At 69.3% G+C, this 23435-nt stretch carries 14 protein-coding genes; 1 reads left to right on the top strand and 13 read right to left on the bottom strand.

All coding sequences use genetic code 11. The features are described 5' to 3' along the window. Positions 1–675 precede the first annotated feature (675 nt). The 4 genes from ACR4XJ_RS09120 to ACR4XJ_RS09135 form a co-directional block, all read right to left on the bottom strand. Positions 676–4767, bottom strand: coding sequence for a DUF748 domain-containing protein (locus ACR4XJ_RS09120; protein ID WP_434754937.1), 4092 nt, complete (start codon positions 4765–4767; stop codon positions 676–678). 289 nt (positions 4768–5056) lie between these two features. Continuing rightward, positions 5057–6265, bottom strand: a complete 1209-nt coding sequence (gene tyrS / locus ACR4XJ_RS09125; RefSeq protein ID WP_434754938.1) for a tyrosine--tRNA ligase — start codon at positions 6263–6265, stop codon at positions 5057–5059. Positions 6266–6361: 96 nt separating this feature from the next. After that, positions 6362–7240 carry a TIGR00282 family metallophosphoesterase gene (locus ACR4XJ_RS09130; RefSeq protein ID WP_434754939.1) on the bottom strand — a complete coding sequence of 293 codons (879 nt, stop codon included), beginning with the start codon at positions 7238–7240 and terminating at the stop codon, positions 6362–6364. 156 nt (positions 7241–7396) lie between these two features. Further along, positions 7397–8692 (bottom strand): molybdopterin molybdotransferase MoeA, encoded by a 1296-nt coding sequence (locus tag ACR4XJ_RS09135; protein ID WP_434755168.1) that lies wholly within the window; start codon positions 8690–8692, stop codon positions 7397–7399. Between the two features lie 412 nt (positions 8693–9104). On the opposite strand from ACR4XJ_RS09135, the gene ACR4XJ_RS09140 reads away from it, so the two are divergent. Further along, entirely contained in the window at positions 9105–10007 is a 903-nt protein-coding gene (locus tag ACR4XJ_RS09140) for a DMT family transporter (protein WP_434754940.1), read from the top strand. Between the two features lie 58 nt (positions 10008–10065). Here the strand turns inward: ACR4XJ_RS09140 and ACR4XJ_RS09145 are convergent, their stop codons facing one another. The 9 genes from ACR4XJ_RS09145 to ACR4XJ_RS09185 form a co-directional block, all read right to left on the bottom strand. Further along, a complete protein-coding gene (locus tag ACR4XJ_RS09145) occupies positions 10066–11619 on the bottom strand; it encodes a sigma-54-dependent transcriptional regulator (RefSeq protein WP_434754941.1) in 1554 nt (517 codons plus the stop codon). Beyond that, positions 11619–14375, bottom strand: coding sequence for a c-type heme family protein (locus ACR4XJ_RS09150; protein WP_434754942.1), 2757 nt, complete (start codon positions 14373–14375; stop codon positions 11619–11621). The genes ACR4XJ_RS09145 and ACR4XJ_RS09150 overlap by 1 nt, the downstream gene beginning before the upstream one ends. Positions 14376–14474: 99 nt before the next feature. Then, the gene (locus ACR4XJ_RS09155) at positions 14475–14729 is read right to left on the bottom strand and encodes a hypothetical protein (protein ID WP_434754943.1); all 255 of its coding nucleotides are present in this window, start codon (positions 14727–14729) and stop codon (positions 14475–14477) included. A gap of 83 nt (positions 14730–14812) precedes the next feature. After that, positions 14813–16555 (bottom strand): YeiH family protein, encoded by a 1743-nt coding sequence (locus ACR4XJ_RS09160; protein WP_434754944.1) that lies wholly within the window; start codon positions 16553–16555, stop codon positions 14813–14815. 326 nt (positions 16556–16881) lie between these two features. Beyond that, a complete protein-coding gene (locus ACR4XJ_RS09165; protein WP_333505897.1) occupies positions 16882–17340 on the bottom strand; it encodes a Fur family transcriptional regulator in 459 nt (152 codons plus the stop codon). A gap of 294 nt (positions 17341–17634) precedes the next feature. Beyond that, a complete protein-coding gene (locus ACR4XJ_RS09170) occupies positions 17635–20541 on the bottom strand; it encodes an insulinase family protein (RefSeq protein ID WP_434754945.1) in 2907 nt (968 codons plus the stop codon). A gap of 231 nt (positions 20542–20772) precedes the next feature. Next, entirely contained in the window at positions 20773–21549 is a 777-nt protein-coding gene (locus ACR4XJ_RS09175) for a GGDEF domain-containing protein (RefSeq protein WP_434754946.1), read from the bottom strand. Positions 21550–21580: 31 nt separating this feature from the next. After that, the gene (locus ACR4XJ_RS09180; RefSeq protein ID WP_333505894.1) at positions 21581–22342 is read right to left on the bottom strand and encodes a hypothetical protein; all 762 of its coding nucleotides are present in this window, start codon (positions 22340–22342) and stop codon (positions 21581–21583) included. Between the two features lie 408 nt (positions 22343–22750). Beyond that, positions 22751–23065 (bottom strand): isoamylase early set domain-containing protein, encoded by a 315-nt coding sequence (locus ACR4XJ_RS09185; protein WP_434754947.1) that lies wholly within the window; start codon positions 23063–23065, stop codon positions 22751–22753. Positions 23066–23435 lie beyond the last annotated feature (370 nt).

Consider the following 23435-nt stretch of genomic DNA (forward strand, 5'->3'; position numbering starts at 1 on the left):
ACGCTTCATGCGCGGCGTCCCTTCGGCGGCAGCTTCCCTTCGGCGCAAAGCGCCTCAGGGCGATCTGCCGCCGGTGCCGCCAATGCGCACAAGGCTCCCGCTGGCATGACAAAGCGAGGGTGCTTTTACCTTCGCCCCCCGTTGCGACGCGTATGCCGCCGTCAAAGCCCGGCGGCATACGCTTCTGCGCGCGGAACGTGATCGTGCGCGTGACACGAAAAAAATATTCTCTGCATGATCGTACCTGTTGGTTTGGCAAAGGGAACCTTTGCGCGGCGATACGCAGCCGCAGCCGGAGATCACCGCCGAGGCTTCGCGAGGCGGAAGCTCCGGCTGCGGCTGCGCGCCGCAGAAAGAACGAAATAAAAAGCACCCACCCTTCGCCCTGCTACCGGGAGCCTTGCGCACATCGCATTCCCGTTGCCAGATCACCCGGAGGCGCCTTGCGCCGCAGGGAAGCTGGCGACGGAAGGAACGCGGTGCATGAAACGTTGGGGGTCCAGGGGTGGCGAAGCCCCCCTGGAGCGCGGGGGTGCAGGGGGGCCTCGCTAAAGGCCCCCCTGCCCGTCGGAGACATAGCGAAATCGAGCGGGTTCAACAGGGCACGATTGTCTTCGTAGAAGCCGGGTGCAACCGCGCACTACCCATTCCCTCTTCCCTTCCCTTTTCCCCTCACTACTGCAACCCGAGGTTAACCCTGCTCCCGCCGCCCTTGGCCGCGTCGCTCTCCGCAGCGGCGGCGGGCGCAACCCTGGCCCCGGACAGGAACACCCGCTCGCCCAGCGCGGGCTCCAGTTCCAGCAACTTGTCCCGCACCGCCTTGGCGCGCGCGGTGGCCAGTTCCCGCAGATCGTCGGGCGTCACCTCATGGTGCTCCTTCAGCGCGGCCTCCATCACATCGACAGGTTGTGATTTCGTAAAACCGACCACGTTGCGCGGCTTGTCGAAGGGCGCGTCCTTGTACACGTCCTCCAGCAAGTCCTCGTACTCGTCCTTGTCGATGGTCACGTCGTCCACGTTCACCCGCGCCCGCTCGGAGCGCGACAGCGAGGCGTGCTTGGCCTCGCGCAGCCCGCGCAGCAGGGCCTGTTCCTTGAGGCCGCGCGTGTCGCCGTCCGGCTCGGCCGCGCCCTGCACCTCCAGCTTCAGGCGCGGACGCTGGCGCAACACCTCGACCACGGCGCGGAGGTCCTTTTCCGCCGCCTCGTTCAGGGTGGCCACGCCGGGCGCGAACTCGACGTAGCGCATGTCCTTGCCTCCGGAGCCCAGGCTGAGCACGCTGCCCACCAGGGCGAAGGGCGAGGTGACCACCTTGACCATCAGGTTCAGCACCGCCTGCATGATCACCCCGCCAAGGCGGAATTCCGGGTCGTCCAGCCGCCCTTTGACGGGCAGGCGCAGGTCCACGTTGCCGCTCATGTCCTGCAACAGGGCCAGGCCCAGCTTCACCGGGTAGTTGGGCGCGTCGGGCCGGTTGTCCTTGCTGCCCAGTTCGATCTGGCTGAGAGTGAAGTGGTTTTCGGCGTCCAGCACCCAGTTTTCCGCCTTCACGGCCACGTCGGCGGAAAAGCGCCCGTGCTCCACGGGATAGGCGATGTACTGCACCGAGTAAGGCGACAGGGGCACCAGATCCAGCCCGGACATGGTGAAACGCATATCGGCGAACACCGGATGGATGAACGGGTTCACCGTGCCGCCCACCAGCACCGGCACCCCTTCGATGCCCGCGCGCAACTGCACCTCGGCCCGCGATGCCGGGTCCAGCGAGACGCCGGAAATGCGCCCCTCGATGTCCGACATCTCGGCGGCGTAGGCCGGGGACATGCGCTCGTCGCGGAAGCGCAGCGAGCCGCCGGAAATGGACAGGCTGCCCACCTCCAGCGTGGTGAACGGCCCCGCGTTGGGACGGGCCGCCACTTCGTCGCCGGATGAAGGGGACGGGCCGGACGCAGGCGGTGGCGACGCGGCATCCGTGGCCGGGCTGGCCGGAACGGCGGCAGGGGCCGGAGTGCTGGCCGCCTGGGCCTTGGGGTCCTTCGCCGCCTGCGCCGCCGGAGGCGCAGCCCCCATGGCCCGGCTGATGCTGGTGGAGCCGTCCTTGAACACCATGACCGAAAGTCTCGGCCTTTCCAGCCCCACCTCCTGCACGCGCAGGGAAAGATCGCCCGAGGGCTGCTGCCCGAAGCGCAGCCCGCGCACCGAAAACCGCCGCAGCGAGGCCAGTTCCTGCTTGCCCCCGGCCAGCTTCAGCGACAGGTTGTCCAGCCGGGCCGCACCCTCCACGCTGACGTCCAGCGCCGGTTCAGCCGCCTGTCCGCCGGATGCGGACGCGCGGCGCGCCCTGCCCGCCGGGGGGGCCTGCTCGCGCAGGGCCACCTTGAGTTCCGACGACACCTCGCCGCTGCCGAACAGCAGGTCGGTCACCTCGCCCAGGTACGGGTCCAGCGGGCGCAAGTCCACTTTGGCCAGCCTGGAGTCCACGGTCATGTGCAGCGGCTGCGCCGTGCCCTTGGCCTTGATGGCGATGGTGCCCTGCTTCTGCCAGCGCGCGCCGAAATCCACGTCCAGCGGCGCGCCGCGCTGCGGCGACAACGGGCCGGTGACCAGGCGCATCCCCTCCAGGGTAAGCACGCCCGCATCCTTGGGCTGCCGGTCCTCGAAGGTCACGCGGCCCTCGTCCATGCGCAGCGAGGCCACGGTCACCTTCCACTCCGGGGCTTCCGGCGTGGCGGCGGGTTGCTGCGGGGCGGGGCGCGAGGCTCCGCGCGCCGCCGGGCGTTCCTGCCCCTTGCCCCGCGCTGACCGGGCGGCGGGCCGGGCCTTGGCGGGTTCCGCCGGGGCCGCTCCCCCCGCCAGCGCGGCAAGGTCAATAACCCCATCCTTGCCGCGCACCACCCGGACATCGGGCTTCGTCAGCGTCACCGGTCCCACGGCCACGGTGCGCGCCGCGAGGTCCACCGAGGTGTCGGTCACCTCCAGCCTGCCGAGGCCCACCGAAGGCTGCTTCTGCCCGGTCAACGACAGGGACAGTCCGGACACCTGCACCGCGCCCTTGCGCACCACGAGGCCGGGAGCGTCGGGCGTGGCCAGCGAAAGATCGATGTCGCCCTGCGCGCCCGCCGCCCCGGCGTCCAGCGACAGGGGCAGGGCCTGGGCCACGTAGCCCCGCACCGGCGCAAGTGGCAGGTCGCGCGCGTCCAGGCGCAGGGTCACGCCCAACGGCTCCAGGGTCACGTTGCCCTCCGCCTTCAGCGTGCCCGCACCCGATTTGGCGGCATCACCTGCCGCGCCGCCGCCGTCCATGCGCAGCGAGGCGGTGAACGCGCCGCCGCCCTTGGGCCGGTCCTTGCCGCCGGGCGTGGCGAAGTCAGTCAGGGTCACGTCGAAGCCGCTCAGGCGCACCACCGCGCCGCCGGGCACCGAGGCGTCCTTCCAGACCACCGTGGCGTCGCGCAGCCCCAGGGTGCGCACGTTGACCACGAAGGGCGGCTCGTTCTTGACAGGAGCCTTGGCCGGGGCGGCGGGGGACGCCGCGCCATCTGCCGTGTCATCCATCGCACCGGGGGCCGTGTTGGCGGCCGCCGGTCCATTCTGCTTCTTTTCGGCCTGCGTCGCCTGGGTCTGCGTCACCTGAGTCTGCGTCACCTGGACCTGCTGCTTTCCGCCCGCCGGGGCCACGAAGCCCATCCAGTCGATGGAGCCGTCGGCCAAGCGCCCGGCCCGGGCCAGCAGCCCGTCCAGGTCCACCCGGCGCACGTCCACATGCCGGTCCAGCAACGAGAATTCCTCCACCTCCACCACGCCCGAGGTCAGCCCCAGCACCGTCTCCTTGCCGTCGGGCGCGTTGACGCGCAGGTCCTTCAGGGTCACGGAACCCGCCAGCCCGAATTCCACGTCCCGCTTGTCGGGCTGCTCCACCACCAGTTTCAGGTTCACGCCCAGCCGCCCGGATTCCAGACGCAGCGGCGTGAACGCGGCCAGATATTCGCGGTACTGGGTCAGGTCCACCTCGTCGGTGACCACGTCGAACTCGGTGCGCAGGTGTTCCGCAAAGGGCAACAGCCGCCCCTGCACGGTCAGCGCCTTGCCGTCCACCGTGGCGTTGAGGCTGGGGGTGATGGTGCGCTCGCGGTCGCGCTCCATGGTGGAGGTGAACGGCACCACGAACTGCAATTCGGTGATGGTGTGGATGGTCTTGAGCGGCGCGTCGTGGAAAATCACCGTGCCGTTGACCACCTCGAAGTCGCTGGCCGCGAAGGGGAACAGCGGCCTGTCCGCGTCGTCGGCGCGGTCCTGCTTCCCGCCCTCGTCGGCCGGAATGAATTCCGAGAAGGAATAGCGCCCGTCACCGAAATGGGCCACGTACACCACGGGGTTCACCAGACGCACGTAGGCCAGCACCGGCGCAAGACGCAGCGCGGCGGACAAGCCGGGCGAGAACTCCAGCGCGTCGAAGGTCAAAAGGTCGCCGTCGCCCGTGGGGTTGGGCACGCGCACGCCCTGGATGGACAGCGCCCACGAATAGGGGTTGAAGCGCACCTTTTCCACGGTGCAGCGCACCCGCAGCTTGTCGGACAGCTGGCCCTCCAGCACGCCGCGCAACAGCGGCGGCATGGCCAGCCCGGCCAGCACGCCCCATGCGGCGACGATGCCGACGAGCGTGTACGTCCAGCGACGTACCCGCCGCAAACCCCACCACCCCTTGCCGCGCGATGCGATGGCGGCAGGCGACCATCCCGACGAACTCTTTTCCGACTTCGCGTCCATATCCGCTCCATGCCCGAGGATTGACGGTTCTGCCAACACCATAGAATAGTTGCGCCCCCATGAGAAGGGGTGTGGGCCACAACGCGGGACAACCCTACCCTATGTGGCAGCCCCACGGCGCGGTCCCCATGGCGCAACGGCAGCGCCACGGTACGGCGGGCGCGATACGCCGAAGGCCGCGCGCGCCAGACGCGAAAACGCCGCCCCGGCGGACCGGGGCGGCGTGAGGATGCGATGGGAATACGGTGCGAAAACGCGGTGTTGCGCGGATGGATGCAACCCGGCGGGGCTACCCCCCGCTCGCCGTGACGGTCAGGCGCAGGAAGCGCTTCTTGCCCAGCTTGACCACGTAGCCGCCGGGGGCCAGGGGGGCCATGGCGTCGTCGCAGCGCACGCCGTCCACGGACAGCGCGCCTTCCTTGATCAGCCGCTTGGCCTCCCCGCGCGACTTGACCAGACCCGCCGCCTCCAGAAACACTGGCGGGGTGCTGTCCTCGCCGTGGGCGCAGGTGTGTTCCGGCGCGTCGTCGGGCACGCCGCCGCCTGCGAACACGGCGTTGAAGCCCTGACGGGCCTCGGCGGCCTTGTCCTCGCCGTGGTAGCGGGCGGTGATCTCGAAGGCCAGGTCTTCCTTCACGGCCTTGGGGTGGGCCTGCCCGGTCTCCACGCGGCGCCGCAGGTCGGCGATGTCCTCCAGCGAACGGGCGGAAATCAGCTCGTAGTAGCGCCACATGAGGTCGTCGGACACGGACATGACCTTGCCGAACATGTCGGACGGCGGCTCGTCGATGCCCACGTAGTTGCCGAGGGACTTGGACATCTTCTTCACGCCGTCCAGCCCTTCGAGAAGCGGCACGGTGAGGATGCACTGCGGCTCCTGTCCGTACTGCGACTGAAGCGTGCGGCCCACGAGCAGGTTGAACTTCTGGTCGGTGCCGCCCAGTTCCACGTCGGCGCGCAGGGCCACGGAATCGTACCCCTGCACCAGCGGGTACAGGAATTCGTGGATGGCGATGGCCCGTCCCTCGCGGTAGCGCTTCTCGAAGTCGTCGCGCTCCAGCATGCGGGCCACGGTGTAGCGCGAGGCCAGGCGCACGAAGTCCGCCGCCGAGAAGGCGTTCATCCAGCGCGAGTTGAAATCCACCTCGGTCTTTTCCGGGTCCAGGATCTTGAAGACCTGCTTCTTGTAGGTCTCGGCGTTTTCCAGGATCTGTTCCGGCGTCAGCGGCGGGCGGGTGTCGGAGCGGCCGGAAGGGTCGCCGATCTGGCCCGTGAAGTCGCCGATCAGGAAGATGACCGTGTGGCCCAGTTCCTGGAAATGGCGCAGCTTGTGGATGAGCACCGTGTGGCCGAGGTGCAGGTCCGGCGCGGTGGGGTCGAAGCCCGCCTTGACGCGCAGCGGCGTGCCGCGCGCGATCTTCTTGCGCAGTTCGGCCTCGTCGATGAGTTCGGCCATGCCGCGCTTGATGCGTTCCAACTGGGTGTCGATGTCGATCATGGTCTGCAACCCCTCTGCATGGTATCGGGACGGTCTTCCAGAGATGGCGGGCGGTGTCAACCGGATAGGGGCCGAAGGGGGCGGCGGGGCCGGCGTTCAGGGGGAGCCGGGCGAACTCGGGAAATCAGGAGAATCTGGGGAGTTGGGGGAGCCGGACGTATCCGCCCCGCCGGGCAGTTCCGCCGCCGGGCAGGCCACGCGCAGCGCGCGGATGGACCGCGCCCTGCCGGTGGCCTCGTCCACGTCCAGCAGCACGCCGTTCAGCGAGCCGCGCCCCGTGGCCGGGCGAAAGCGTTGCGGCAGCCGGGTCAGAAAGCGGTCCACGATGACCTTGTGGTCCATGCCCAGCACGGACGCCTCCACCCCGCACATGCCCGCGTCGGTGAGATAGGCGGTGCCGCCGGGCAGCAGCATGGCGTCGGCGGTCTGCACGTGGGTGTGCGTGCCGATGACCGCGCTGACCCGGCCATCCAGAAACCAGCCCAGGGCCTTCTTTTCGCTGGTGGCCTCGGCGTGGAAATCGACCAGCCTGACGGCCGGTGCGCCTTCCTCCGCCTCCAGCCGGGCCAGCAGGGTTTCCGCCGTGCGGAAGGGACAGTCCAGCGGGTCCATGTAGGTGGTGCCGCACAGGTTCAGCACGGCCAGGCGATGGCCGCCCGGCAGGTCGTACACGCCAAGGCCGCGCCCCGGCGCGCCCGCCGGGTAGTTGGCGGGCCGCAGCAGACGCGGTTCCTTGTCCAGCGGGCCGTACAGGTCGCGGTGCTTCCAGACGTGGTTGCCGGTGGTCAGGATGTCGATGCCCATGCTCAGCAGTTCGCGCAGGGTTTCCCCCGTTAGGCCGATGCCGCCGGAGGCGTTCTCGCCGTTGGCCACGACCACGTCGGCCGCGTGCTCGCGCCGCAGGGCGGGCAGCAGTTCCTTCAGGACCTGCCTGCCCGGCTTGCCCACGATGTCGCCGAAGAAGAGGATGCGCATGGTTCCGTATTTCCGTGTGAGGTATAACGACCAACGCAGGAGTTTTCGTTTCCGGCAAGGAAGAGGCGTCTTTTTGCGGAGGGAGCGTGCTCTTAGGCACGTGACCGGAGCAAAAAACGCACCTGACGTCGCCGGAAACGAAAAGACCGCGTTGGGTCAGATCAGGTAGGCGTCGTGTTCGGAGCCCGCCACCAGCCCCTCCGCCCGCGCGGGGATGCGCACCAGCGCGTGCGCCCCGGTGAGCGTGCGCAGCAGGCCGGACTTGCCCAGCAGCGGCACGGCGGACGGCGGACCGGCATCGCCCCCGTTGCTCCCGCCGGTTGGCCGCGCGGCCTCGATGCGTACCCGCACCCAGTCCTCGCGCCCCTGCCGCGAGGCCACGTTACGCGCCAGGCGCACCCGGCGCGCGGGCCACAGCGAACGGTCGAAAGCGTCGGCCCGGCCGGAAAGATGGTGCAGGAAGGGCACCCCCAGCACGAACATGACCACCTGGGCCGAGGTCACCTGCCCCGGCAGGCCCCACACCGCGCGGCAGCCGCCGCCTTCTCCACCCGCATGCGCCCCCTCCACCCGGGCAAGGATGGTCGGCTTGCCGGGGCTGATGGCCACGCCGTGGGCCAGCAGTTCCGCCCCTTCGATGCGCGACAGGGCGGCCACGGTCAGGTCGCGCACGCCCACGGAACTGCCGCCGGACAGCAGCACCACGTCGGCGTCACGCAACCCCTCGCGCAGCGCCGCCTCCAGCGCGTCCAGTTCGTCGGGCACGATGCCCAGGCAGCGCGCCTCGCACCCGGCCCGGCGCACCAGCGCGGCCAGGGTGTGGCTGTTCACGTCGCGCACCTGGCCGGGCCGGGGCGTGGCCTCCGGGGGCACCAGTTCGTCGCCGGTGGAGATGATGACCACGCGCGGCGTCCGGTGCACGCGCACCCCGGTGACGCCCACGGCGGCCAGCATGCCCACTTCCTGCGGGCGCAGCCGGGTGCCCGCCACCAGGGCGGGCGTGCCCGCCATGGCGTCCTCGCCGCGCAGCATCACGTTTTCGCCGGGGGCCACGGCGCGGCGCATCTCGATGGTGGAGGCCCCCAGTTCGTGGGTGTGCTCCACCATGATCACCGCGTCGGCCCCTTCGGGCATGACGCCGCCGGTGACGATGGCGGCGCAGCGGCCAGGGGCCACGGCAAAGGCGGCGGGGTGCTCGATGTCCACCCGGCCGTCGCATTCCAGATAGGCGGGACTGGTTTCCGTGGTCCCGAACAGGTCGGCGGCGCGCACGGCGTAGCCGTCCATGCCCGCGCGGTCGGTGAGGGGCAGGTCTTCGGCGGCGATGACGTCGGCGGCCAGCACGCGGCCGTCGGCGCCGTGCAGGTCCACGGGCTCCGTGCCCAGCGGCGGAAAGGCGCGCAAGAGATCGGTGAACGCCTCCACCGAAAGGACGTTGAAGAATCCGGTCATGGTCACGGGTGATTCCTTTTCCTGGCACGCGCGGGACGGGCAACACCGCCACGCGCGGAATGAACCGCACGGCCGCGCCGCCCCCAGCGGCGGCGACGGCTGGCGCGAACACCTCTCCTACCCCGCGCGGACGCCGCGGGCAAGGGAGCCGCCCCGTGCGGAAATTCGAACCGGACGGTTGACACGCTTTCAGTGAACGGCTACATCAAAAGCATACGATTTAAAAAATCGTAACACCAATCCGCACGGTGTGCTTCGCAAGAGAACTACGCCCCCTTCCCGCCAGCGCCCCCGTCGTTCCCGCCGACGGGGGCGCGCCGTTCGGCGTCCTGCCCCTGCCCGGCGCCGGCCCGGCTTGACACCCCCACTCCCCCGGCGTAGGCAAGATGCTCCTCATTTCCGGAGCACACCCATGCACGCATCCCCAAGCCCCGGGGGCGGTGCCACGCGCGGCGTCCTGCTGGCGCTGGCGGCCACCGTCATCTGGTCCGGCAACTTCATCGTGGCCCGCGCACTGGCCGACAGCATGCCCCCGGTGTCCGTATCGTTCGCGCGATGGCTGGTGGCCACCTGCGCGCTGCTGCCCTTCGGCATCGGCCCGCTGCGCCGCGAATGGCCCGTGGTGCGGGCCCATCTTGCGTATTTCCTGGTGACCGGCTTCGTGGGCGTTTCGGTGTTCAACACCTTCATCTACGTGGCCGGGCGCACCACCGCCGCGCTGAACATGGCGCTCATCGCCACGTCGTCGCCCATCTTCATCATCCTGTTCTCGCGGATGTTCCTGGGCGAGGCCGTGACCGCGCGCCGCCTGGCCGGGCTTGCCACGGCGGTGTGCGGCATCGTGGTGCTGGTGACGCGGGGCGACCTTGCCCGGCTGGCCAGCCTGACCTTCACCAGCGGCGACCTGTGGATGGTGGCCGCCTCCATGCTGTTCGCGGGGTATTCGGTGCTGGTGCGCAAGCGCCCGGCGGGCGTGGGGCAGACCACGTTCCTCATGGCCACCTTCATCCCCGGCCTGCTGTGCATCGTGCCCATGCTGATGTGGGAGCTTTCCACCGGGGCGGTCCCCGTGTTCACGCCGCAGGCCGTGACCGGCGTGCTGTACGTGGGGCTGGGGGCGTCGCTGGTGGCCTTCCGCTGCTGGAACCTGGCCATCGCGTCCATCGGCCCCAGCCGTTCGGCGCTGATCTACTACTCGCTGCCCGCCTTCAGCGGGCTGGAGGCGCTGCTGCTGCTGGGCGAGCCGGTGACGCCCGCCCACTTCGTGAGCGGCGCGCTGATCCTCGGCGGCATCCTGGTGGCCACGCGGGAATGAGGTTCACGCCCGGCCCGTGCTTCCGCCGCTGACGCCGGCGACCGGCGCTCCCGATGGATCAGCCCCGGAACTCGCCCACGTCCATGCCCAGCCTGCCCAGCATCTTCTGGATGGCCACCCGTGACAGGCCGGACAGCCGGGCCGCCTCGGACACGTTGCCGCCGGTCTGGGCCAGCAGGTCGCGCAGGTAGCGTTCGGTGAACTGGTCGGTGACGCGAGCCTTGGCCGTCTTGTACGGCGCCACGGCGGCCCCGCCCGATGGAGCGCCGCCTGACCGGCCCGCGCGGGCCGCATCCCCTGCCTGCCCCCCGTCCGGCGTACCCGGCGCACCGGCAACGCCGCTGTCCCCCGCTCCTCCCAAAATCCCTCCCGCGATTCCCCGGCATCCCGCCTGCCGGGCCCGAAGCCAGTCGCCCGTGCGGCCATGCCCGCCCACGGCCACGTGGCGCACCGTGTCCATGCCCAGTTCGTCCCCGGTACAGAACAGGGTCAGCCGACGCACCACGTTCTGCAATTCGCGCACGTTGCCCGGCCAGTCGCGCCCGGCCAGATGGTCGAGCACGTCCGGGGACACGGTCTTCTGGGGCAGGCCCAGTTCGTCGCAGGCGTTGCGCAGGAAGGTGACCGCCAGCAGGGGGATGTCCTCCATCCGCTCGCGCAGGGGGGGCACCCGGATGGTGACCACGTTGAGCCGGTAGAACAGGTCTTCGCGGAATTCGCGCGAGGCCATGCGCGCCTCCAGGTCCTGGTTGGTGGAGGCCACCACCCGCACGTCCACGTTTTCGGTGCGGCCCGACCCCACGGGGCGGATTTCGCCCTCTTGCAGGAAGCGCAGCAGCTTGGTCTGGATGGGCTGCGAGATGTCCCCGATTTCGTCCAGATGCACGGTGCCGCCGTCGGCCATGGCGAACAGCCCCTTGCGGTCGCGCTCCGCCCCGGTGAAGGCCCCGCGCACGTGGCCGAACAGTTCGCTCTCCAGCAGGTGTTCCGGAATGGCCGGGCAGTTCACGGCCAGAAAGGGCATGGGCGCGCGCTGGCTCTGCCGGTGGATGGTGCGGGCCACCATTTCCTTGCCGGTGCCCGATTCGCCCCGCACCAGCACGGTGTAGTCCGACTGGGCCACGGTGGCGATGGTGCGGCGCAGGGCCTGCATGGCCTGCCCCTGGCCCACCAGGTCGTCGCGGCCGGTGCCCAGCGAAACCACGTCGCGCAGGCGGCGGTTTTCAGCCAGCAGGCGGCTGCGCTCCAGCCCCTTGCCCAGCACGCGGGCCAACTGCTCCGGCTCCACCGGCTTGGCCACGAAGTCGTAGGCCCCGGCGCGCAACGCCTCCACCGCCGTCTCGATGGAGCCGTGCGCGGTCAGCACCACCACGCTCAGGTCCGCGTCCTGCTCCAGCGCCATGGGCACCAGTTGCAGACCGGTCATGCCGGGCATGCGCAGGTCGGTGATCAGCACGTCCACCCGCTGCGCGCGCAGGCAGTCCAGCGCCTCGGCGCCGGAAAACGCCTGCGCCACCACCACCTCGGGAAACAGTTCCGCGGCCAGCCGCGAAAGCCCCCGGGCGAAGTCCGGTTCGTCGTCCACGATGAGCACGTGCGGTCTGTGGGGCATCATTCCTCCCGGATTGGGGCGTCACTGTCCGCCGGGCAAGCCGTAGCCAGGCCGGGGGTGAAATCGGCCGGTCCGGCGTCCAAGAGATCGGGGGGAGCAGGGGGAACGGAGGGGAGCAGGGGCTGCGGCAGCGGGTCGCCGGGCGGCGTGGCGCATGCGGCCCCCACCACGGGCAGGCGCACCGTGAACTCCGCCCCGCCAAGTTCGGCGCTGTCGCCCACGCCCACGCTGCCGCCCGCGTCCACCACCAGGCCGTACACCACGGCAAGGCCAAGGCCGGTGCCCATTTCCTTGGTGGTGAAGAACGGGTCGAACACGTCCTTGCGCAGGTGCTCCGGCACGCCGGGGCCGGAATCCGCCACCGTGGCCATCACCTCGCCGGGGGTTTCGCCCCGCCGCACGCGCACCCGCACCCGTCCCTCGCCCGAGGGGGGCAACGCATCCAGCGCGTTGAGCACCAGGTTGCTGAATATCTGTTCCAGAGCCTGTTCGCCCGCCACCACCGGGGGCAGGTCGGCCTCGGTCTCCACGGACACCGTGGCGTCCATCTTGCCCGCCTGCACCGCGAAGACCTCCGCCACGGACCGCGCCACGCGGGCGATGTCCGCCGGGGTGGCCCCGGCCGCCTTGGGCCGGGCGAAGTTCAGAAGGTCGCGCAGCACGCGCTGGGCCTGCCGGGTGTGGCGCAGGATCACGTCCAGGTCGGCCTGCTGCTGGGCGTCGCCGGTGTTGCGGCGCAGCAGTTCGGCGTAGCACAGGATGACCCCCAGCGGATTGTTGATCTCGTGGGCGAGACCGGCGGCCAGTTTGCCCACGGTGACCATCTTCTCGCCCTGGCTGACCTGGGCGAACATGCGCTTTTCCAGCGTGGTCTCGCGCACGTAGACCGCCGCGCGCCCCGGCTCGCCCGCCCCGCGCGCCAGCGGGTACAGGTTGACCATGAACGAGCGCCCGCCGGGCAGGCTGACCTCGCGCGATTCCGCGCCCTGGCCCGCCCCGCACGGCGCCACGGGGCCGGAGGCCGCGATGACCGGACCGGGAGGCGGACCGGGGAGCGGACCGGACGCCCGGCCATCCCCATTCCCGTTCCCGCCGCCGTTCCCGTCGCCGCTCAGGGCGGCCAGCAGGTCGCCCGCGCGCACGGCCCCGCCGGAAAGCTCCAGCGACAGCCGCCGCGCCCCCTCGTTGGCGATGATCACCGAGCCCGAGCCGTCCACCAGGGCCAGCGGGTCGCGGATGCCCTCGAACACCGACTGCAACACGTCCATCTGGCGCATCAGCCTGTCGAAGGCGGAAAGGTTCTCGGCCACGGTGCCCAACTGGCGGCCCAGCGCGCCCAGCACGTCCAGGTTCTGGCGGGCGGCGTCGCCCGGATCGTCCCATTCCAGGCACAGCAGCCCTTCGGCCGCGCCCGCCTGGGCCTCCACCGGCACGAACAGCGAAGTGCCGTGCCGCACCACCCGCCCGCCGGTCAGCGCGTCGGCCAGGGGCCGGGGCAGGTCGGGCCGCCGGTCGCGCTCCGGCCAGGCGTAGAAGTTGTGCGAGACCAGGGTGCACACGTAGGCGATGCGCCGCGCGCCGAAGCGGCGGCAGATCTGCGGCAGGGCGCAACGCCACAACCCCTCGCGGGTGCGCAGGGTGCGCATGTCCTCGAACAGGCGCACGAACAAGGCCACGTCGGCGCGGCGCTCGTCCGCCTCGCGCGAGAGTTCGCCGGTGCGTTCGTCCACCATCTGGCGCAGGTTGTCGGCATAGCGCTGCAACTGGGCCCGGGCGTCGGCCAGGTAATGGGCCACCTGCTCGAAGCCGTCCACCAGTTCGTCGATCTCGTCGCCCTGCTCCAGCCGTTCGATGAGCGCGGCGCTGCCATCGGACACGCCAGCTCCGCCAGTTCCGACGGTTCCGCCAACTCCGGCGGTTCCGCCAGTTCCGGCGGTTCCGCCAGTTCCGGCGGACTCCACGGCCCCCTGGGCCCCCTGAGCCCCTTGAGCCAAGGTACGGCGGAACACCACGGTCAGGCGGCGCAGGTTGCGCACCACCAGCACGCGGAACACCACGCTGGCCGCCGAGAAGAAGACCAGGGCGCACCCCATCAGCGACACGAAGAAGGCGGTGATGGACTGGCGCAGCCCGGACACCGACGCGGAAACGGGCACCGCCACGTAATCCAGCCCCACGGGCTCGTTCATGACCTGGCCGAAGCCGCGCGCGCCATACATGTCCACCAGTTCCTGCGGGGCGTCCACGGGGCGGCCGTGGCAGGGCATGCACGGCTCGGTGAACACCACGGGCCGGGCGATGGCGTAGTACTCCTGCCCGTCCACGGTGTCGTAGCCGGTCCACAGCCCGACGCCGGGATTGGCGCGGAAGTGCTGGATCAGGTCCCGCTCGCGGGGGGTGGCCTCGTAGGCCGGATTGCGGGCGGAGATGGCCACCCGGCGGTAGGTGTGGCCAGTGCCCGTGCCGTTCATGCGGTCCATGACCTGGCGCGAGATGAACGACGAGGACATGGCCTCGATGATGAAGTCGCCGGGGTGCTCCTCCATCATGCGCGGGCGCAGGGTGTCCCGCACGAAGCCCTGGATGGCGTCCACCTGGGCGAAGACCAGTTCGGCCTTGGCCTGCACCTCTTCCTCCAGCACGTCGCGCAGGTGCACGTACAGCGCGGAGGCGAACAGCCCGCCAAGACAGACCACCGCCACGGCCAGCCCGGCGAGGAACTTGTGCTGGAGGGTGTGCGGCTTGGGGATGTGCATGGGCGGCACCGACCGGGAGTAAGACCGCGAGGACGCGGGATGTTCGGACGGTATGTCGTGCGGGGCGACCGCGTCAAGCCCGGTCCCCGCCGGATTTCATCAATGGGCCGCGTCCGGCCCGCGCGGCGTGAACCGCCACGTGTGGCGCGAATTCATCTCCGCCATCTGCGATGTTTCCACATCGGTGTAGTACAGTTGCCCGCTGCGGATGCCGTAGATGTCCTGCACTTCGCCGTAGTGGCGCAGCGCGGGCAGCGATGCCACCAGCAGCGGACCGGCGCCGAAGAACAGTGCCCACAGGACCGCGATGCAGAGGAACAGGCTGGCCACCCGGCCGGCAAGGGTACGTCGCATGGGGGCTCCGGAAGGCGGTCCCCCGCCCGCGCGGGGCGGGGGACCGGTTGAGGCTTCGTCGTGAATCGTGATGCGGTTGGGGGTTAGATCTTGGCGGTGATTTCGGGGAACAGCACGTAGAACATCAGGTACGCCAGGGTCAGCGCCATGACCAGGTTGAACAGCTGGCCGACCACGTACAGCACCAGCGCCTTACCGCCCTGGAGGTAATGGGCCAGTTCGCGGAAGTTGGTTTCCAGGCCGATGGCCGCGAACGCCAGGCAGAAGAACCAGTTGCGCGCGGGCGAGGTAAGGCCGCGGATCACGCCCTGGTCAAGCAGCGCCTGCCCCATGTCCGGGCCAAGGCTGCCGCTGATGATGGAGAACAGGATGGAAACGCCCAGGAAGCCCAGCACGAACTTGGGGAAACGGTGCCAGATGTCGGCCACGCTGGCGGTGTTGCCGACGCCCGCCTCCACGCGGGTGGTCCAGTACACGGCCACGCCGAAGGCCACCACGCCGATGAGCACGTTCTGGATCATCTTGATGGTGGCGGCCACGTGCAGGGCCGTTTCGCCCAGGAACGCGCCCGCCGCGGCCACCGCGCCGGTGGCGTCGATGGTGCCGCCCATCCAGGCCCCCGCCAGCACCTGGGGCATGCCCACCGCCTTGATGAAGGCGGGCATGGCGATCATCATGATGGCCGTGAACACCAGCGAAAGGCCGATGGCCAGGGTCAGTTCTTCCTTCTTCGCCCGGCACGCGGCGGCGGTGGCGATGGCCGCCGAGGTGCCGCACACCGACATGTCGGCGCAGATGACGATGTTCAGGGTCTTGGAATGGAGCTTCAGGATGCGCTGGCCGAAGATGTAGGTGCCGATGAGCACGATGGGCGTGCCCACCCAGGTCATGAAGATGCCGGGCACGCCGATGGCCACGATCTTGTCGAACAGCACCTCGGCCCCCAGCAGCACGAGGCCGGTCTTGATGAAGAATTCCACCTGCAACGCCGGGTGTATCCAGCGCGGCGTGCCCACGGTGTTGGCGATGACCATGCCGATGATGATGGCCCACGCTTCCGCGCCGACGCCCCAGTACTTCATGGTGGATTGCTGGCCCATCATGAAGGCCAGGCAGGCCACCGCGAACACCCCGATGAAGCCGAGCATGAAGCGCGGCACGTCGCGGCCCATGGCCTTCATGCCGATGGCGAACAGCAGGCCCGCGGCGATCATGATCAGCGGCAGCGAGGTCATGAGGTTGAATGGGCTGGACTTGGCCTTGTCCGCCGCCGACTTGGCCTTGGCGGCGGAGGCGCGCCACTGCGCTATCTTGGCCTGGGCGTCCGCGTTCAGGGTGGCGTCGGCGAAGGCGGCGTCGCCCGCCGCCGTTTCGGCGGCCACGGCGGCGGCCAGGGCGGCCTCTGCCGCGGCCTTGGCCGTGGCGGCCTTGTCCGCGTTGGCGGCGGCCTTGGCGTCGGCGTCCGCCTTGCTGACCACGAACGAATCCAGCGGGTTGGATACCCAGCCTTGCGGCGTCTTCATGATGTTGGCAATGGTCTTGCCCACGGCGCTGTCGCGCGCCCGGATGCGCGACTTGTCATCCTGCGCCTTGTACCAGGCTATGGTCTTGAACGGGGCGCGCTGCGCCTCGGCCGCCATGACCGTGTTGGCCTTGTCGATCTTCTGCCGGTACTCGGCCGGCGGGCTGGCGAGGAAGAGGAATATGGCGGCGACGATGATCGCAAGCCCCAGCCAGATGGCCCAGTAGTCTTCCTTGGTCCATAGGTCGGACAGCTTCGACTGCCCCTTGTCGATGACAATGTTCGATCCATCGGCGTCTGACATGCGTTTGTCCTCCTCCTTGCGGGTTCGCGTGGCGCGCCGCGCGACGCGGTATTGCCCGCCCGGAATCAAGAACCATGCCCGCCGATACGCGGCTTCCAACCCACTGCGATATAAGATGTTATCAAACAGGCCCCACCGGCAGGGCGCAACCTGCGTTTTCAGTGCAAAGTTTTATTTGCAGTGCTGTGCCTCCAAAAGTTTACACCCCGCCGCCACGAGTGTCGTGACGGCGGGGTGTTTCTTCCTGGATGCGGAACATGCCCCGGCCAAACGCACCGGGCAGGGCGCACCGGGCAGGGCGCATCGGGCCGGGGAGCGGCCTGCGCTCAGTCCTCGCGCGGGGGGCGGCGCTTTCCGTCAGAGCGGCACTTTCCGCATACCCCGAACAGGTACATGCGGTGCGAGGTCAGCACGTAGCCGTGGCGGCGCGCAAGATCCTCCTGCAACCGTTCTATCTCGTCGTCCAGCACTTCGATGTTCTCGCCGCAGGCCTCGCAGATGAGGTGGTCGTGGTGCTTGCTGCCGTACTTCTGCTCGTAGCGGGCCACCCCGTCGCCGAAGTGCACTTCCTTGGCCAGGCCGGAATCGCACAGCAGCTTCATGGTGCGGTACACCGTGGCCTGCCCCACGGAAGGGTCCACGGCCTTGACCCGTTCGTACAGTTCCTCGGTGGTCAGGTGTCCACCGGCGCTCATGAACACCTCGACGATGAGCATGCGTTGCGGCGTGACCTTCAGGCCGTTGCGGGCGATGTACTCGTGAAACACGTCTATGGCTTGCTTCATGGGTTTCCTCGCTATGTGGGCGTGGTCAGGCTGTTCCTATACCGTGTGCCCGGCCAGCGCAACAGGGCCGTTGCGCTGGCGGACGAAAGAAACCCGAACGGCCCGACCGGAACTCCTGACGCAGGATTTTCGTTTGTTGACAAGGAAAACGAGCCTGCCATGAGGGAGTATGCCTTAGCCGTTAGGTGAGCGAAGCGAACCTTACGGATAAGGACCGCAGCGCGCTCTTATTGTATTCGACCGAAATGGCAGGCGAAGTTTGACGAAGCCAACAGACGAAAAGACAAGTCAGGGCTAGAGCACCCGCTCGACGCGCCATCCCTTCTCCGCGGCCACGCGCTCCAGCGCCGCGCCGCCCAGCACCGCCACCCGGCCCGTGCGGGCCGCCTCGGCCATGACGTCGGCCAGGGCGCGGAAGTGATCGTTGGTGGTGGAAAGGATCTCGTCGCGCATCTGCTGGCGCGCCGCGTCGGAATCGCCTGCCAGGCGGCGGTACAGCGCGGCCGCCCCCTTGGCGTCGGGCAGCATGTGCTTGTCCACGTCGCCGATGGCGCCCACGATGGCGTTGGCCAGTTCCGTGGACGACAGCGAGACGCGGCGCAGGTAGTCGGCCGTGGCGTCGTACACGTCCAGCGTGGCGGCCACGTTGGGGTCGCGGTACGAAACCTGGGTCAGCAGGCCGCTGGCCCGGTCGAAGGCGCAGAACGCGCCGTAGGCCCCGCCCTGCACGCGCACCCGGTCCCACAGGAAGGCCATGCGCAGGTGCTTGAACACCACGTTGGCCGAGCCGTGGTAGGCGTAGCCAAGCCCGTACAGGTCCGCCGCCTTGCCCACGTAGTTGACCTGCGCGGGCATGACCAGCGCCTCGGCCTCGGCCGGGGCTTCGGCGGGACGCCATCCGGATACGGCGGACGGAGCCGCCGCGTCGGGCAGCGCCCCGGCCAGGGCGGCGGCCGGGCCGGACGCCACGCGCCCGCCCTCCGCATCGGCGGTGAGGTTCATCAGGCAGCCGGAACGGCGCAGGACGAGCCCGCGCAGGGCCGTAAGGTCGGCCAGCACGCCGTCCCAGTCCTTTTCCATGCGCTCGGCCAGGGTGCGCAGAAAGACCAGATACGACACGCCGGTGGTGGCTTCGTCCAGCCAGCCCGCCGCGTTGTACCCCGCGCGCAGCCGGGCCATGACGATGCCGTGGCCGGAAGGCGCCAGCACGTGCTCCTGCCGGGCTTTTTCCTCCAGCACCATGCGCTGGAAGCGTTCCCGGTCGTCGAACTTCGCCTCCAGCAGCACTTCGGACAGGATGTCGTACAGCGCGGGCACGTTGTCGCAGGTGGCCTTGCCGTGCACCACCAGCCGCGCCACGGGCTGGCGCGCGCCCAGGGTGGTGGCGAACAGGGTGTCGGCGTCCATGCCGCCCGTCTTCCGGGCGATGCGCATGCCGAGGTCCACGAAGTCCCGCCTGGCGGTGCCCATCTCGAACAGAGCGCGACCGAACAGCGGCACCAGGGGCACCAGATGCGCGGGCACGGCCGAAAGGTCGAAGGTGGTCTCGGTGTAGGCGATGCCCGAGGTGTCCAGGTCGTGGAACAGCACGGGCACCGCGCCCGCCTCCCTGTCCTCGCTGGGTATGGGGCGGTTTTCCCTGGGCAGGTCTTCCAGCTTCAGGCCGGGGATGGTGGCCAGGGCCTCCAGGCTGTCCGGGGCCTCCTGCAGGGTGCGCAGGGCGCGGGTTTCCTCCACCAGGGCCACCCGTTCGCACTGGCGCAGGCCCTGCCGCCAGGCCTCCAGCCGGGCGGCCTCGGCGGCCTCGCGCCGTTCGGCCAGCCCGCGTTCGGGGGTCAGCAGCACCGTGGCCACGTGCTGGTTGTCCAGCAGCCAGTCACGGATCAGCCCTTCGAAGTACCGTTCGCCCGAGGCGATGCGCGCCTTGATGGCCGCCAGGGGCTTTTCCCATTCCAGCAGGGCCAGCGGGTCCCCGTCATACAGCCAGGTGGTCAGGCTGCGCACCATCACCGCAAGGCCCACCGGGTAGCGGCCGGAATTGTTCTCGCGCAGGGCGAATTCCACGCTGTTCACGGCGGCCTCCACGGCGTCGGCGGGCAGCCCTTCCCCGGCGAGGTCGGCCAGGGTTTCCATGATCAGCATTTCCACGCTGGAGGCGTTCGCCGGGTCGATGCCCTTGAGCCCCACGGAAAAGTACATCTGGCGCAGGTCGCTTTCCAGGCCCACCCCGGCCACGTCCTCGCCCAGGCCCGATTCGATCAGCGCGCGCCGCAGGGGCGAGCCGGGCAGGCCCAGCAGGATGTGCTCCAACATCTCGAAGGCGAAGTTGCGTTCCACGTCGGCAGTTTCGCACAGCAGCCAGTTCATGGTCACCATGCCCCGGTCGTCGCCTTCGGAGGCGGCGTAGCCCACCTCGATCATGCGCGGCGTATCCGAGCGGGGCTGCAACGGCACGGCGGAATCCACCTCGATGCGCTGGAAGCGGGCCAGCACCCCGGCCAGGCAGGCCAGCCGGTCGTCTTCCGGGTCGTCGCCCCAGAAGAAGAAGCGGGCGTTGGAGGGGTGGTAGTAGCTGGCGTGGAAGCCCGCGAACTGTTCGTAGGTCAGGTCGGGGATGTGCTCCGGGTTGCCGCCGGAATCGAGCCCGTAGGTGATGTCAGGGAACAGCGCCTGCTGCGACTGCTCGGACAGGATGGATTCCGGCGAGGAATAGACGCCCTTCATCTCGTTGTAGACCACGCCCTTGTAGGCGAAGGGGCCTTCCGGCGCGTCGGCCTCGATGTGCCAGCCCTCCTGCCGGAAGATTTCCTCGGTGATGCGCGGAAAGAACACCGCGTCCAGGTACACGTCCACCAGGTTGCGGAAATCCTGCAAGTTGGCCGAGGCCACCGGGTAGCAGGTCTTGTCCGGATAGGTGAAGGCGTTGAGGAAGGTTTGCAGCGAACCCTTCAGCAGTTCCACGAAGGGTTCCTTGACCGGGTACTTCTCGGACCCGCAGAGCACCGAATGTTCGAGGATGTGGGCCACCCCCGTGGAATCGTTGGGCGGCGTGCGGAAGGTGACGCCGAAGACCTTGTTCTCGTCGGCGTTGCAGCAGGAAAGCAGTTGCGCGCCGGTGGCTTCGTGACGCCACAGGCGGATGCGGCTGTTCAGTTCATGGACGGTACGTTCGAAAACGAGATCGAACCCGTGGGATTGCATGCGTGGGATTCCTCCATGGGGGGTGTCATGACCGGGGCATGGCTGGGGCATGGCCGGGCCTGAGTGCGACGTGGCCCGGGGACGGTCCAGCCGGAACGACGCGGATGGAACCGTGGGGTTCCGCGTGGCGCGCCGACGCCCCGCAGCCTTGTACCATGAACATTTCGCGGCGTCATGGCAACCGGGACCGCCAGAGCGCCGAACCCGCGAGGAAAATGAAACGGACGGCCCTCAGCAGGAGCCCGGCCCGTCCTCCGCGCCGCCCGGCCACGCGGGCTCCACCCGGTCGCGGCCCAGGCCCTTGGCCCGGTACAGGGCGTCGTCCGCCAGGCGGAACAGTTCCGACGGCCCGGAGACGGCCAACCGCTCGGTGCTGGCCACCCCGATGGAGATGCGCACCGGAATGCGCGTGCCCGGCCCCACCACGAAGGTGCCGTCGCGCACGGCGCAGCGCAGCCGCTCGGCGGCGGTCATGGCCCCCGCGCCGCCCACGCCGGGCATGATCACCGCGAATTCCTCGCCGCCCACCCGCGCGGCCACGTCCTGGGCGCGCAGTCCCGCGCGCAGGATGCCCGCCAGGGTCGTCAGCACCCGGTCGCCCTCCTGGTGGCCCCAGGTGTCGTTGACCTGCTTGAAGTGGTCCAGATCCAGCATCAGCAGCGAAAGGTCGGTGCCGTCGCGCAGGTGCCGGGCGAACTCGGTTTCCAGCATCAGCTCGAAATGCCTGCGGTTGTACAGCGAGGTCAGGGGGTCCACCAGGGTCAGACGTTCCAGGCGCTGTTCCTTGCGGCCCAGGTGATAGCCGAACACGGCGAACACCAGCACCCCGCCCACGGCCATGTACACGTCGAGCACCAGTTCGTACCGGGGATGAGTGGGCGCCAGATCGAACAGCCAGCGCAGCAGCTGCCAGCCCAGCGGCGCGCCGAGCCCCAGCGCGGCCCCCTGGACCAGCCGCAGCAGCCGTGCCTTTGGCTTCCGTGCACCGCCCCCGCCGTTGCCGGCCATGATCCACCCCGCGTAGGGCGCCCCCGTTGGCCTACCGCATGTAGGACCGCGCGATGCGAAACACGTCGTCGTAGCCCAGCCGGGCCTTGATGCCCAAGGCCAGTTCCACCGACATGGCCATCTTGTCGCGCACGTCGTCCAGCAACACCTGCTTGTGCTTTTTCAGCCACTTGCGCACGAAGGGCGCGTCAAAGCCGTCGGCCACCAGGGACATGCCGTCGGCGAAGAAGCGCGAGCCCATGTGTTCGAGAAAGGGACGGCAGGCCATCCTGCCATGATGGCGGGAAAGCAGGACGTAGAACAGCAGGGCCACGATGAGCCTGTCGTCCTGCAACCGGTGGGACACGTCGAAGAACCGTTCGGCGGGGGGCTTTTCCCCGGCCTGGCGCAAGAGTTCCTGCGCATAGCCCAGGGCCTTGTCGGTGGTGATGGGCGGGGAAGGATACAGGGCGGCGATGCGGGCCATGGTGCGCAGGGGGTTTTCGCCCCCGGCCACGTCCATGACGGCCACGCGCATCAGGTCCAGCCGCCGGTCCAGTTCGCCGCGCAAGAGGTCGCCCCGCGCGGCGGCGCAGCGGCGCACGCGGTCTTCGCCCATGTCGCCGCTGAAGGTGATTTCCAGCAGGTGCCGCACGAAGGGTTCGGAGGTGAATTCCGCCTCCTGGTCCAGCCCCTTGAAGTTGCGGCGGTTGCCCACCAGCTTCTTCAGGGAGAGCCAGTAGGCGGCCACCCCTTCCATGGGCATTTCGAGGAGGTCGAAATCCCTGATGCTCTGCGATGCGGTCTGCGACATGGCACCTTCCGCCCCTGCATGGTCACGGCGATCCGCCCCCCGGCCGGTTCCTTACAGCAATGATACAACCGTTTCGGGCAGTTGGCAAGGAGAGGCGTGAAACATCCGGGCATGTCGCGGGCGGATTTCAGGCCGGGCGAAACGGCAGGCCGCCGCCAGGGGCACGCGTCGAGAAGAACGCGTGACCACGGAACACGCGAGGCCGTGCAGCAGCCGCATGCCGGTCCCGGCGCAGGGCGCAAAAGCCCGTCATCTACTGACGCAAGCGCCCGTTATCCATGGGAGCACACGCCCCTTGGGGGGGCAGCGCGGAGACAAAGGCGAGGGGGGAAAAGAACGCCAAAGGCGAAGGGGCGGACCCCGCCCGGCGGAACGGACGGCGCAAAAGCCGTCCAGCCGGGCGGGACGCTAGACGTTGACCAGCGAATTGTCGGTGCCCGCGAAGGGGCAGTACTCGTAGCTGTCGGCACGGCCGTCGTTGAGCCAGCCGGACGCGCCGCCCGCCAGCAGGTAGCGGAAGCGGTATTCGCGCCCCGTCTCCAGTTCCACCTCGGCGGTGAACGCGCCGTCCTTCAGGCGGCGCATGGGGGTGGCCCGCTCGTCCCAGTCGTTGAATTCACCTACCAGGAAGACCTCGGTGGCCTGCCCCACCTCGTCCGCCTCCAGGCGGAACTTCACCTTGCAGACGGGCCTGCTCTTCAGGAACTGCTTGGTCAATGCCATGGCTTGCCTCCATGGTGCCCGGCCGCAAACCGGGACACTGTCGTCAAAAGGATACCCGGACATTGTGACAGGAACATTATATGCCGGAAAAGGCAACCCCGGTGAATGATGGCCCCGGAGGCCACGCCGGGCGTGATTTTCCGCCGGGAGCCCATCCGGATGCCGGGACATGGAGCGGCGGACGGGCGCGGCGTTTCACCATTGCGTGCGCATGCGGGCGATGCCGCCTCCCCCCCCACGGCGCGCGGGGCTCCCCCCGCGAAACGCGAAACGCGCACCCCCCGGCCCTGCCGGAAAGTGCGCGCACGAAAACGTGGAATATGGGCGGCGCATGCGCCGGGGGGCCGCCGGATCCCGAGGCGGCAGCCTG

The organism is Nitratidesulfovibrio sp. D1, from assembly GCF_051133415.1.
GTDB lineage: Bacteria > Desulfobacterota > Desulfovibrionia > Desulfovibrionales > Desulfovibrionaceae > Cupidesulfovibrio.

Coding starts and splice junctions, on each gene's coding strand:
- ACR4XJ_RS09145 (WP_434754941.1), bottom strand. CDS start 11,619: ATGCCCCACAGACCGCACGTGCTCATCGTGGACGACGAACCGGACTTC.
- ACR4XJ_RS09130 (WP_434754939.1), bottom strand. CDS start 7,240: ATGCGCATCCTCTTCTTCGGCGACATCGTGGGCAAGCCGGGCAGGCAG.
- ACR4XJ_RS09160 (WP_434754944.1), bottom strand. CDS start 16,555: ATGTCAGACGCCGATGGATCGAACATTGTCATCGACAAGGGGCAGTCG.
- ACR4XJ_RS09185 (WP_434754947.1), bottom strand. CDS start 23,065: ATGGCATTGACCAAGCAGTTCCTGAAGAGCAGGCCCGTCTGCAAGGTG.
- ACR4XJ_RS09170 (WP_434754945.1), bottom strand. CDS start 20,541: ATGCAATCCCACGGGTTCGATCTCGTTTTCGAACGTACCGTCCATGAA.
- ACR4XJ_RS09140 (WP_434754940.1), top strand. CDS start 9,105: ATGCACGCATCCCCAAGCCCCGGGGGCGGTGCCACGCGCGGCGTCCTG.
- ACR4XJ_RS09175 (WP_434754946.1), bottom strand. CDS start 21,549: ATGGCCGGCAACGGCGGGGGCGGTGCACGGAAGCCAAAGGCACGGCTG.
- ACR4XJ_RS09165 (WP_333505897.1), bottom strand. CDS start 17,340: ATGAAGCAAGCCATAGACGTGTTTCACGAGTACATCGCCCGCAACGGC.
- tyrS (WP_434754938.1), bottom strand. CDS start 6,265: ATGATCGACATCGACACCCAGTTGGAACGCATCAAGCGCGGCATGGCC.
- ACR4XJ_RS09120 (WP_434754937.1), bottom strand. CDS start 4,767: ATGGACGCGAAGTCGGAAAAGAGTTCGTCGGGATGGTCGCCTGCCGCC.
- ACR4XJ_RS09135 (WP_434755168.1), bottom strand. CDS start 8,692: ATGACCGGATTCTTCAACGTCCTTTCGGTGGAGGCGTTCACCGATCTC.
- ACR4XJ_RS09155 (WP_434754943.1), bottom strand. CDS start 14,729: ATGCGACGTACCCTTGCCGGCCGGGTGGCCAGCCTGTTCCTCTGCATC.
- ACR4XJ_RS09180 (WP_333505894.1), bottom strand. CDS start 22,342: ATGTCGCAGACCGCATCGCAGAGCATCAGGGATTTCGACCTCCTCGAA.
- ACR4XJ_RS09150 (WP_434754942.1), bottom strand. CDS start 14,375: ATGCACATCCCCAAGCCGCACACCCTCCAGCACAAGTTCCTCGCCGGG.